Source organism: Flavobacteriales bacterium (assembly GCA_020435415.1).
Taxonomy (GTDB): Bacteria; Bacteroidota; Bacteroidia; order JACJYZ01; family JACJYZ01; genus JACJYZ01.
The window spans coordinates 1-11,490 of sequence record JAGQZQ010000100.1 but is presented as its reverse complement, the minus strand read 5'-3'; the positions used below and the strand labels follow the sequence as shown (position 1 = coordinate 11,490).

At 47.7% G+C, this 11,490-nt stretch carries 12 protein-coding genes; 10 read left to right on the top strand and 2 right to left on the bottom strand.

The genetic code is table 11. The annotated features are described in order from the left end of the window. The 7 genes from KDD36_13035 to KDD36_13005 form a co-directional block, all read left to right on the top strand. A partial coding sequence (locus KDD36_13035) for a hypothetical protein (protein MCB0397573.1) occupies positions 1-326 on the top strand: 326 nt, incomplete at its 5' end. Further along, positions 319-1,797 carry a DUF2079 domain-containing protein gene (locus tag KDD36_13030; GenBank protein MCB0397572.1) on the top strand — a complete coding sequence of 493 codons (1,479 nt, stop codon included), beginning with the start codon at positions 319-321 and terminating at the stop codon, positions 1,795-1,797. The genes KDD36_13035 and KDD36_13030, both read left to right, overlap by 8 nt. 51 nt (positions 1,798-1,848) lie before the next feature. Further along, positions 1,849-3,351 (top strand): AAA family ATPase, encoded by a 1,503-nt coding sequence (locus KDD36_13025; GenBank protein MCB0397571.1) that lies wholly within the window; start codon positions 1,849-1,851, stop codon positions 3,349-3,351. 20 nt (positions 3,352-3,371) lie between these two features. Further along, on the top strand, positions 3,372-4,388 hold the full coding sequence (locus KDD36_13020; protein ID MCB0397570.1) for a bifunctional oligoribonuclease/PAP phosphatase NrnA: 1,017 nt from the start codon (positions 3,372-3,374) through the stop codon (positions 4,386-4,388). Beyond that, positions 4,385-4,912 (top strand): FKBP-type peptidyl-prolyl cis-trans isomerase, encoded by a 528-nt coding sequence (locus KDD36_13015; protein MCB0397569.1) that lies wholly within the window; start codon positions 4,385-4,387, stop codon positions 4,910-4,912. Before KDD36_13020 ends, KDD36_13015 begins: the two co-directional genes overlap by 4 nt. A gap of 14 nt (positions 4,913-4,926) precedes the next feature. Further along, positions 4,927-5,829 carry an FKBP-type peptidyl-prolyl cis-trans isomerase gene (locus tag KDD36_13010; protein ID MCB0397568.1) on the top strand — a complete coding sequence of 301 codons (903 nt, stop codon included), beginning with the start codon at positions 4,927-4,929 and terminating at the stop codon, positions 5,827-5,829. Positions 5,830-5,884: 55 nt separating this feature from the next. Next, on the top strand, positions 5,885-7,534 hold the full coding sequence (locus tag KDD36_13005) for a peptidylprolyl isomerase (protein MCB0397567.1): 1,650 nt from the start codon (positions 5,885-5,887) through the stop codon (positions 7,532-7,534). Positions 7,535-7,675: 141 nt separating this feature from the next. On the opposite strand, the gene KDD36_13000 is transcribed toward KDD36_13005, so the two are convergent. After that, positions 7,676-8,404 (bottom strand): DUF4197 domain-containing protein, encoded by a 729-nt coding sequence (locus KDD36_13000; protein ID MCB0397566.1) that lies wholly within the window; start codon positions 8,402-8,404, stop codon positions 7,676-7,678. Positions 8,405-8,640: 236 nt separating this feature from the next. Here KDD36_13000 and KDD36_12995 point away from each other — a divergent pair, with 236 nt between their 5' ends. From KDD36_12995 to KDD36_12985, 3 genes are all read left to right on the top strand, one after another. After that, positions 8,641-9,912: a competence/damage-inducible protein A gene (locus KDD36_12995; GenBank protein MCB0397565.1), complete on the top strand. Its 1,272-nt coding sequence runs from the start codon at positions 8,641-8,643 to the stop codon at positions 9,910-9,912. A gap of 74 nt (positions 9,913-9,986) precedes the next feature. Further along, the gene (locus tag KDD36_12990) at positions 9,987-10,226 is read left to right on the top strand and encodes a 50S ribosomal protein L28 (GenBank protein MCB0397564.1); all 240 of its coding nucleotides are present in this window, start codon (positions 9,987-9,989) and stop codon (positions 10,224-10,226) included. A gap of 131 nt (positions 10,227-10,357) precedes the next feature. Next, positions 10,358-10,948 (top strand): NAAT family transporter, encoded by a 591-nt coding sequence (locus KDD36_12985; GenBank protein ID MCB0397563.1) that lies wholly within the window; start codon positions 10,358-10,360, stop codon positions 10,946-10,948. 27 nt (positions 10,949-10,975) lie between these two features. On the opposite strand, the gene KDD36_12980 is transcribed toward KDD36_12985, so the two are convergent. Continuing rightward, positions 10,976-11,490: replication-associated recombination protein A (locus KDD36_12980; GenBank protein MCB0397562.1), on the bottom strand; the 515-nt coding region annotated here is incomplete at its 5' end.

Below are 11,490 nucleotides of genomic sequence, written 5' to 3'. Positions count from 1 at the left end.
ATCATCAAATCGTACATCTTATATCTCATATCATCCATCACCAAATCACCACATCACACATCACCAAATCACACATCACCACATCACACATCACCAAATCTCTTGCAGAAGTGTACGCATGGGGGAGTGATAATAGAAGCCAGACAATAGACAAAAGAAGATTTGAACTGGGTGTCTGTGGGATGAACATTTCAACCGCAAAGGATGTTGGCGTTGTGCTAAAGGTTGGTATGTTGTCTCGGAGATCCCTCACATCATCCGTCACCTCATCATCAAATAACCCATCACCAAATCATCACATCTTATATATTTGCAGCCATGAATGACGTACAAAGACCATGGCTCAGCCGACACCTCTGGTGGATGATACTGCTGGTCTTTGCGGTTGCGTATCTTTTACAGGTTCTTGGGAATCATTACCACTTTCGGACTTTCGGGTGTGACCTGGGGATATTTAACCATGCCCTGTACAGTTATGCACATTTTCAGACGGATGTGCATCCTTTGAAATACTATACCTACAGCAACTTTCTGGCAGACCATTTTTCTCTTTATATGATGCTCTTCTCGCCGCTTTACTGGGTGGGAGGAACTCAGATTCTTCTTATTCTCCAGGTTGCGTCTGTGCTCTTCGGTGTTCTGGGTGTGCGTGCGTATGTCAGACATAAAACAGACCGGCCTTGGTTACCGGAGATTTGCATGCTTCATTTTCTGACCTTCTTTGGAATATATTCTGCCCTTGCGTTTGACTACCACGACAATGTGGTGGCGAGCATGTTCATCCCGTGGTTATTGCTGTACGTGGATCAGAGGAAATGGCTTTGGGCATCAATCTGTCTGGGGATGATCCTGATATCCAAAGAAAACCTGGCCCTGTGGATGATCGCGGTTTGTATCGTTATGGCCATATTATACCGGAATGATAAGGCAGCAAGAAACCGCTTGTTATGGATGTCCGGCGTCAGTACAGTGTATACCGTTGTTGTGATGAAGGTGATCATGCCTTCGTATGAGACATTCCCCGCTGATCTGGGTTACTACCACTTCTATTATAAATCACTGGGAGCTACGCCGGGAGAAGTGGTGAAAACCCTGCTCACATATCCCATCACCACGATCAAGTTGTTTTTTGTGAATCACATGGGCAATCCCGTGATGGATGGCGTCAAGCCTCAGTTTTATATTTCTGTGCTTCTGGGAGGCGGCTGGGTGTTGTTTTACAGACCCATCTATCTCTTGATGATCTTGCCCATTTTAGGCATGAAAATGTGGTCCGATGTGGAATCGCATTGGAGCATTGAAGGGCACTACAGCACCGAATTTCTTCCTTTTATCAGTGTATGTCTTGCCCTGATGCTGATGAATATGCGCAACCACCGCATCGCCAATGCGCTTGGGGTGCTTATGGCCGTTGTGAGCATGTGGGGCACCATTTATATATTCAGCAACCGTGCATATCCCTACTACAACGAAGCCTGTCATAACATTTTCATGAAAGAGCATTATACATGTGAATACGACCATGAGCTGATGGAGCGTGCCTTTGCACTCATTCCCGATGATGCCGCCCTATGTGCCAAGAACGCCTTGGTCCCTCACGTGTCTTTCAGGGAGAAGCTCTACCTGTTTCCTTATATTAAGGATGCGGACTACATCCTCACAACCATTTACAGTGGGCCGTATCCGTTGACCACAGAAGAGGAGCAGAAAGTGCTGGACGATTATGTGGCGTCTCCCGAATGGGAAACACTCCTGAATGAAGGCGGGGTTTACGTTTTTCGAAAGAATCAACAGTGAGATTGACTCTCGTCATTTGCCCGGTCATATCATCCGTTTAAATTTGAAACAATGAATATTCCCAAACATCAACCTGTTGTGGTGATGATAGCCGGATTACCCGGCGCGGGAAAATCGGCATTGGCCGAAGCGCTGGCTGATCAATGGCACGCAGCGCATATCAGCACGGATATGGTCAGGAATGACCTGGGACTCCGCGGAAAATATGACCCCGATTCCCGAAAACAGGTTTACGAAGAAGTGTTTCGCAGGATGGATGCAGCCCTGAAAAAAGGAATGGTTGCCATTGTCGACGGTAGTTTTCATAGCCCGGAAATGAGAGGCTTGCTGGAAGAACAAGTCCACGATCGCCCGTTTTTTAAGATATGGATCGATTGTGATGAGGCGGTGGCGTTGGACAGGGTGCGTTCCCCCAGACCGTTTAGCGAAGCCGGAGAAGAAGTGTATAAAAAACTTCGCAAAGACCTTGTGCCTTTTTCTAAAGATGAAGTTGTGATGCTGGACTCAACCAACATCAGCGTGGAAGATCTGAAACGTGAGGCGATAAGCAAACTGCAAAGTGCAGGCTTCGAACTTCCGGTGATATCTTCAGCAGAACTTCTTGCAGGTTCATTGCCTGATGTCTTGGAACGTAAAGAGACCCACGTGTCCATCGTGCTTATCACACCTTCATTTACTTATAAATTAAAGAAGCCGGTAACGTTTTCTTTCCTTGATTTTTCAACCAAAGAAAAAAGAAAGTTTTTCTGTGAAGAAGAAGTGCGCCTGAACAGAAGGTTGTGTAATGATGTATATCTGGGCGTCTCGGAGGTTGCGCAGGATGGAAAGACGGTGGATTACGCCGTGAAGATGCGTACGTTGAAGCGCGAACTTGAGATGGTCAAGTGGATGAAAGAGGGCCGTGTGACGGAAGATCAGGTAACTTCCATTGCCAGAAAGATCGCGCGATTTCACCGTGAAGCAGAAGTGATTGCGGAACCGCCGTCAGAAAGCCAGCTGCTGCAACGGTTTCTGAATCTTCAGGAACCGGTATCCAAAGCAGGTGGTTTGCTTGATGAAGAATCCCTTGATAGGGTGGAGTCGAGCTTTGAACAAGTAAGGTCTTTTCTTGAGAACCATGATCAATTGATCAGGGACCGCTACCATTGCGGCTGGGTACGGGATGTTCACGGCGACATGCATTCGGGAAATATTTTCCTTTATGAGGATCCTGTGATTTTCGATTGTATTGAGTTCAATCCGGCCTTTCGCCAAATTGATGTGCTGAATGAAGTGGCGTTCTTTTGTATGGATATGGAGGCCTACGGAAGGGATGATCTTTCCTCCGCCTTTCTGAAAACATATCTTGAATATATTCCTGCCATGTTGCCCGAAGCAGAGGCTCTGTTCCTCTATTTTAAGTCTTACCGGGCCAATGTCCGCGCCAAGGTCAATCTGCTGCAGGCAATTCAGCAGCGGGAAGAAAATCCTGAGACCGCACTTGCGGATTTTTTCAAATACCTCGGTTTGATGGAAACATATCTTTCAAAACTTCCTGCTCCCACCACCGGCTGAATTGACTAACTTTGGCGGCTATGGATTACGCCAAACTTTCAGATCTTCTTGCCAAACCGCAAAAGATTATCATCACGACCCACACTCATCCGGATGGAGATGCCATGGGGTCTTCCCTTGCATTGTGGCAATACCTCACATCCAAAGGTCATGATGTGACGGTGATCACCCCAACCGGTTATCCGGATTTCCTTCATTGGCTAAAAGGCCATGAAGAGGTGCTGGTCTATAATATGCACGACGGCACCAAAGCAAAAACCGAACGCCTGATGAAAAAGGCCGACGTGATCTTTTCATTGGATTACAATGACCCTAAGCGCATCGATGATATGTGTGATATGCTGACTGCCGCCTCCGCCGTCAAGGTGTTGGTGGATCATCACCCCGAACCGAAGGACTTTGCGTCTCTGATGTTATGGGATACCACAGCCTCGTCTACCTGCGAGTTGATTCACCGCCTGATATGCGGACTCGGTGGAGAAAAGGAAATCACCACGGATATGGCGGCCTGCATGTATACCGGCATCATGACCGATACGGGTTCGTTTCGCTTTCCTGCTACCTCTCCAACCACCCACCGGGTGGTGGCTGCATTGCTTGAGACAGGTCTGCAGCATACCCTCATTCATGAGCGGATTTTTGATGCTTATTCCGAAAGCCGGACCCGCCTTTTGGGTTTCAGTCTGAAAGATAAGCTGGTGGTGTTGCCGGAGTATAAAACGGCCTACATCACCCTGACACGGGCTGAGCTGGATGAGTTCAATTATGAAAACGGCGATACGGAAGGACTGGTAAACTACGCATATGCCATCAAAGGCATACTGTTCGGCGCGCTGTTCATGGAGAAGGGAAATATGGTCAAGTTATCATTCCGGTCCAAAGGAGATTTTGCGGTGAACGAAATGGCCCGCGATCATTTTGATGGTGGAGGACACCGCAATGCGGCGGGTGGATCTTCCGCATTGTCAATGGAAGAAACGGTGAAAAAATTTACGGAGCTGTTGCCGCGTTACAAAGACAAACTCTGGTCTGCTTGACATTTGGAAAGTACATAGCGTTTGCCCTTGGCATCCTGGTGTGGTCCTGCAACAGCAAAAGCGATGCACCTGCGGAACCACATCTGCGCCCTTCCGTTGTCAAGAACAAACTCCAGAAAGCAAATACGATGCTTGTCCGCAATGAAGCGTATGAGATCGAACACTATATCGCCCGGCGCAAATGGGAAATGCAGGAGACCGGTTCAGGGTTGCGATACATGATCCTGAAAGAGGGTGAAGGCGATACCATCCGTCACGGCCAGCGTGTCACTTATGCCTATACCATCACACTTTTGAACGGCAACGTATGCTACGATTCGGAGAAGGACGGACTGAAGACCTTCGCCGTTGGCTCTGACCAGATTGAATCCGGTGTGCTGGAGATGGTACAGTTGATCAACAAGGGAACGAAAGTCAAAATGATACTGCCTTCACATCTGGCCTTTGGTCTCGTGGGTGATGATAACAAAATTCCTTCCAGGGCGACCCTCGTTTATGACCTTGAAATTGTTGAGGTGAAATAATTAGCTTTGTCGGCATGAAGAAATTCTTTAATTCCCGGAGGATGCTACAGGGCGCTATAGCCCTTTCCTTATTTTATGCGTGTGGGCCGGGGTCGGAAGAGGAAACACAACTTTTTCCGGACTTTCGTGAGACCGGAAGCGGGTTGTACTTTAAAGTGCTGAAACTTGGTGAGGGCGACTCTACCGCCAGTGTGGGTGATATCATTACCATTCACATGACCTACCGAACACAAAGTGACAGTGTGTTTCTGCAAAGAGAATCCACATTCACGCTTTCGGAACCGGCTTTCGAAGGTTCTTTTGAAGAAGGGCTCAGAACAATGAAGGAAGGAGATAGCCTGGCATTTCAGGTGCGTGCGGATTCCCTGTTCCCAAAACTTATGGGCGAAAATCTGCCGGATTTTATTGACTCCGGTGCCTATGTGAGGGTGGATGTTCTGTTGACCGCCATACACCCGGCGCGACAAATCATGGAGGATGCACAGGCGTACGCCGAATGGCTGGACAATGCCGACATGAGAGAAGTTCAGGCCATGAAGGACTACCTGGAAAAGAATCAATTGTTATATAAAATTAAGCCAACCGATGGTGGACTTTTTGTGATCTCAAAAACGAAGGTCCCCGGCAAGCGTGCGGGTTATGGCAAGCGTGTGGTGGTACATTACAGGGGAACCTTCCTGAATGGAAAGGAATTTGATAACTCACGAAAGAACAATGGCGAGGGACTTGATTTTACTATGGGAACGGAAGGTCAGGTGATCAAAGGTGTTGAGATGGCTCTAACTTATATGTCGCAGGGAGAGACGATGAAGGTGATGTTGCCGTCATTCCTGGCGTATGGCAAGGATGGATCAGAGAAGATCGTGCCACCGGTCACGCCGGTTATTTATGAAATAGAATTGATCAAAGTATATTAGCATTTAATTGGGATCATGACGAAGTACATTTTATCACTATAAAAGCATATCAGCAATGAACATTTCCAAAAAATGGATACGTGCAGGTTTTTGCCTGATCTGGCTTCCGCTGTCGGTCGCCATGAGCTGCAACACCAGCCCGTACCCTGACGGACTATACGCAGAGATACAAACCCCAAAAGGAACCGTTGTATGCGAACTTGATTACAAGCGGGCGCCATTAACAGTGACCAATTTCGTAGGCCTGGCAGAAGGCACCATTGGCAACCAGGCAAGAGGTGCCGGTCAGCATTTCTACGATGGACTTACATTTCATCGTGTAGAGCCAGGATTTGTGATCCAGGGCGGTGACCCGAATGGTGATGGCAATGGAGGACCCGGCTACCAGTTTCCCAATGAGATTAACCCTGAGTTGACCCATGACAAAGCCGGAACACTGGCCATGGCCAATGCAGGTCCCAATACCAATGGCAGTCAGTTTTATATCACCCAATCCCCGCAAACCAGACTTGACGGAAGATACAGCGTGTTCGGTCATGTGATCCAGGGCATGGATGTGGTGAACCAGATCCAGGTCGGGGATCGGATGGAAGAGGTCAGGATCGTCAGAGTGGGTAAAGATGCCAAAGCATTTACGGCAGACCAGACCGCATTTAACAAATGCCTGCAGGATATTCAGGAGAAACACAATAACGCCAATAATAATCAGCAACTAACAAGTCAGATCACACCTATGGATACAGGAAAATACGAGTACAATGAAGATGGCTTATACGCCGAGATTCAAACCATCAGAGGCAACATCGTTATCAGACTGGAATTTGAGAAGACTCCCATGACTGTGGCGAATTTTGTCGGTCTTGCCGAAGGAACCATCAACAATACCGCCAAGAAACCAGGTGAGCATTACTATGATGGATTGAAATTTCACCGGGTTGTTCCCAATTTTGTGATCCAGGGTGGTGACCCACAGGGCAACGGACAGGGCGGTCCCGGCTATAAATTCGCCGATGAGTTTGATGAAACGCTAAGACACGATGGCCCCGGTGTGTTGTCCATGGCCAATGCCGGTCCCGGTACCAATGGCAGTCAGTTCTTTATTACGCACAATGCTACTCCACATCTTGACAATCGTCACAGCGTGTTCGGTAGGGTGGTGCACGGCATGTCAGTGGTGAATGCCATTCGTCAGGGTGATGTGATGGAAAAGGTGATCATTAAGCGGATCGGAAAAAAGGCGGAGAAGTTCGAAAGCGATCAGCAAGCATTCGAGACCTACCAGAAAGAATTGGTTTCGCGCCAGGAAAAGGCAAAGGAAAAGCAAAAGGCCGACTTTGATAAGAAGATAAAAGGAGCAAAAAAGAAGGTGCAAACCACCGCATCCGGATTGCAGTACACGATCCTGGAAGAAGGTAAAGGCGATCAGGCTGCCGCAGGAAAAGTCGTTAGTGTTCACTATACCGGGTACCTGGAAGATGGCTCTAAGTTTGATTCGTCCGTGGATCGCGGCCAGCCGATTTCCTTCCCGTTGGGACAAGGCAAGGTGATCAAGGGATGGGATGAAGGCATCACATTGTTAAAAACGGGTTCCAAGGCGATCTTCTTTATACCTCCTTCACTGGCCTACGGTGAAAATGGCATCCCTAATGTAATCCCACCCGGAAGTACCCTGATCTTTGAAGTGGAACTGGTATCGGTGAATTAGTTCTGTTTAAGAAGATATAATAAGGCAAACGATCCGTTGAATAATCTTCAACGGATCGTTTTTTTTAACCGAGTCGATATACAGTAAAATAAAAAAGGTCGCCCAAATCCGGACGACCTTTTCGTTTTATAATCCTGATGTTTATTTATTAGCAAACACCCTCTTAAGCAAATCCGTTACACGCGCCATCGGATCGGTACGGATCTTGGCTTCTTCATCGGCGATCATTAAAAAAAGACCATCTGTTGCTTTTTGTGTGATGTATTGATCCAGGTCGGGGTTCATTTTTTCAACCATCGGAATCTTGTTGTACGCAGAGATCAGTGGTGACCAGTACTTGGTGAGGTTCACACTCTGGGTTGCTTCATGCACAACCGGCTTGAAGGCTTCGTGAAGTGAGCCGGTGGTTTTGTCCTGAAGATATTGTGTGGCGGCGTTATTGCTGCCTTTTAAAATACCCATGGCATCGGTGATGGACATCTGTTTGATGGCATCAACAAATATCGGCGTGGCCTTCTTGGAAGCTTCTTCGGCAGCGCGGTTCAGGGTGACGACAAACTCATCCACCTGATCGCCCATACCGATGGCGCGAAGCTTTTCTTCCATTTTTGCAGCTTCCGGGGGGAAGGGGATCCGGATTTTGGTGTTTTTGTTGAAGCCATCCAGTTTGGAAACCAGGTTGGTTGAATTCTTTGCACCTACCTCGAGGGCTTCCTTCAGGCCGCTGGCCACTTCACCTTCCGTCAGCGGCTTTTCTACCTGCATGACATCTCCGGCGGTTTTCTCGAGATCCTTTAATATTTGTGCTGAGCAAGATGCCAGTGTACACATGCAAACGATGGCGGCACCGGCAGATTTAAATTTCATCATAGTGGTTGTATTGATCATGGAACAAACATAATCCCAAATCATGCAATAGAAAAAAAACTATTGCATGACGCATAAGAAAATCTGTGATACCGATTGATTGCTTCGGAATAAATTCTTGATTTTCTAATGCGGGATAACCCTCCCGTACGTACGGGACATATAGTTCAGCGCAAAAAGCGCTTCCTAATGCATAATCTGGGATAATATATAACTTTCGCAACCAAAAAGAGTGCCATATGAAACAGGAAGTGAATGTGGAGATCATTACCATAGGAGATGAGATTCTTATCGGTCAGATCATAGATACGAATTCCGCATGGATGGCATCAGCCCTGAATCGTTATGGAATTGGTGTTCTGCAGATATCGTCCGTTCGGGATCGCACGGATCACATACTGAAGGCCCTTGCTGAGGCGGAGGAGCGTGCAGATGTAATATTGATCACCGGTGGCCTCGGACCAACCCCCGATGACCTTACCAAAGATACCCTCGCAAGATATTTTAATGTGGGCCTTAAAACCAATGAAACCGCATTGGAGGTGTTGAAAGAATACGGCAGGAAAAGAGGACGAACCTTATCGGATGTGATCCTTAAGCAGGCCGATCTTCCTGAAAACGCCAGGTCTATGCCAAACGCCCATGGCAGTGCTCCGGGAATGTGGTTCGAAGAAAGGGGAAAGATCTTCGTGAGCATGCCGGGTGTACCATATGAAATGAAGGCCATGATGGAAAGCTACGTTTTGCCCTGGCTGAATGAACGATTCAATTTGCCTTCAATTCAGCATCGGACCGTGCTGACAGTGGGTGTTGGAGAGTCAACGCTTGAAGAAATGATCCGTGACTGGGAAAAAGCCCTGCCTGATTATGTGAAGCTGGCATATCTCCCCGGCTTGGGTATGGTCAGACTTCGTTTAACGGCCAGAGGTGGTGGAGCGGATACCACAGCAATGTTAGATAAACAAGTCAATAGCCTGAAGGATATCATCGGAAAGTTTATTTATGGATATGAGGAAGATACACTTCCCGGAGTGATCGGACAGTTGTTGCTCGAGAAGAAAGCCACGGTGGCTGTTGCTGAAAGCTGCACAGGTGGGTATATCGGGCATATGATCACCGGAATACCAGGTAGTTCCGATTATTTTAAGGGAGGGATCATTTCCTATTCAAATGAGATCAAGGAGTCACTACTGGGTGTTTCGGCTCAAGACCTGATTGCGCATGGAGCAGTGAGTGAACCGGTGGTCAGGCAAATGGCGGAAGGCGCCCGGAAGGCATTACAGGCAGACTATGCAGTGGCTACATCCGGTATTGCCGGCCCCGGAGGAGGCACAGAAGAGAAGCCAGTAGGAATGGTTTGGGTGGCAGTGTCCGGACCTCATAAAACCGAGTGCCGGATGTTTCGTTTTGGTGACCACAGGGGACGGAATATTCAACTTTCTGCTACGGCTGCCCTGAACATGTTACGGATACTTATTTCTGAAGCAAAAGGCTCTGCAGTCTTAGTTTAATCAGAAGTAAGGGTTTGTATTTGTTTAATATGAGAATTATTCTGACATTTGCACTCCTTAAAAAGGCTAGAATTATGGCAAGAGTTTGTGAAATTACAGGCAAGAAGGTAATGGTGGGCAACAAGGTGTCTCACTCAAATATCAAAACCAAGCGTACCTTTCATCCCAATCTTCAGGTAAAAAAGTTCTTTGTACCGGAAGAAGGAAGATGGATCACCCTTAAGGTTTCCGCTCATGGTCTCCGGATCATTAACAAGAAAGGTATCCTTGCCTCCTTGAAGGAAGCCCGTGAAAAAGGGTTCACCGATAAGTAATAGCTCTTTGTAGTATATCGAAAGCCCTGCACAATCATGCAGGGCTTTTTTTTCGCCGTTACTTTTTTCTACATTTAAGGTGTTGCTTGAACGACATCCTTCAAACGTATCCTCCGCTTTATTTACCGAGTATGTCTCTACTGTCCGCCATTGTCATGATCATCCTGGTGATCGATCCGTTCGGGAACATTACTTTTTTTGTCAGCACCCTCAAGCAAGTTGATCCTGCACGACATCAAAAGGTGATCATTCGGGAGCTTCTGATTGCGCTGCTTTTTCTGGTCGTTTTCATGGTGGCAGGTAAGTATATCTTGCAGTTGCTGGGTATTTCGCAATCGTCGCTTACCATTGCTGGCGGTCTGTTGTTGTTGTTGATCGCCATCCGGATGATCTTCCCCGCACCTCAGTCTGCGCAGACCGACGCAGTACAGCCAACCGAACCGTTTATTGTACCACTGGCCGTTCCATATGTTGCCGGACCATCAGCGCTGGCAACGGTGATGTTGATATTTAACCGCGAACCGGACCGGTGGCCGGAATGGTTATTGGCTTTGTTCCTGGCCTGGGTGGCATGCAGCACCGTTATCCTTTTGTCGCCCCGGATCAGCAAATGGCTGGGACATAAAGGCCTTACCGCGATTGAACGACTGATGGGTATGGTGCTTACCGCGATGGCAGTTCAGATGCTGCTTTCCGGTATCATGGAGTTTATGGCTAAGTAGGGACGCTCTTTTTTTCGGAACAACAACTTAGTAGTCATACTTATCCTGCCACCATTTCTTCAATCGGTCTCTCAATTCCTGCTCACGTGGCGTGGATGCCGGATCGTAGAGTTTTTTTCCTGTGATGCCTTCCGGCATGTATTCCTGTGATGCAAAGTGGGAGGGATGGTCGTGCACGTAGTCATATGTGGCACCATATCCGAGTTCTTTCATTAGTTTGGTCGGTGCATTGCGAAGGTGAAGGGGCACCGGAAGGTCTCCCGTTTCACGGACCAGAGATAAGGCTTCATTGATGGCCTGGTATGCTGCGTTGCTTTTCGGACTGGAAGCCAGGTAGGTCACGGTCTGACTCAGTATGATACGGCATTCCGGGTAACCGATGGTATGCACTGCCTGAAAGCATGTTTGTGCCATAACCAAGGCGGTCGGATTGGCATTTCCTATATCTTCCGATGCGAGGATTAATAATCTTCTGGCAATAAAAAGCGGATCTTCCCCACCTTCAATCATGCGGGCCAACCAGTAAACGGAAGCATTGGGAT

Excerpts from the sequence above, each read along its gene's own strand:
- KDD36_13020 (MCB0397570.1), top strand. The coding sequence starts at position 3,372 with ATGGATTACGCCAAACTTTCAGATCTTCTTGCCAAACCGCAAAAGATT.
- KDD36_12995 (MCB0397565.1), top strand. The coding sequence starts at position 8,641 with ATGAAACAGGAAGTGAATGTGGAGATCATTACCATAGGAGATGAGATT.
- KDD36_13030 (MCB0397572.1), top strand. The coding sequence starts at position 319 with ATGAATGACGTACAAAGACCATGGCTCAGCCGACACCTCTGGTGGATG.
- KDD36_13025 (MCB0397571.1), top strand. The coding sequence starts at position 1,849 with ATGAATATTCCCAAACATCAACCTGTTGTGGTGATGATAGCCGGATTA.
- KDD36_13000 (MCB0397566.1), bottom strand. The coding sequence starts at position 8,404 with ATGATGAAATTTAAATCTGCCGGTGCCGCCATCGTTTGCATGTGTACA.
- KDD36_12990 (MCB0397564.1), top strand. The coding sequence starts at position 9,987 with ATGGCAAGAGTTTGTGAAATTACAGGCAAGAAGGTAATGGTGGGCAAC.
- KDD36_12985 (MCB0397563.1), top strand. The coding sequence starts at position 10,358 with ATGTCTCTACTGTCCGCCATTGTCATGATCATCCTGGTGATCGATCCG.
- KDD36_13010 (MCB0397568.1), top strand. The coding sequence starts at position 4,927 with ATGAAGAAATTCTTTAATTCCCGGAGGATGCTACAGGGCGCTATAGCC.
- KDD36_13005 (MCB0397567.1), top strand. The coding sequence starts at position 5,885 with ATGAACATTTCCAAAAAATGGATACGTGCAGGTTTTTGCCTGATCTGG.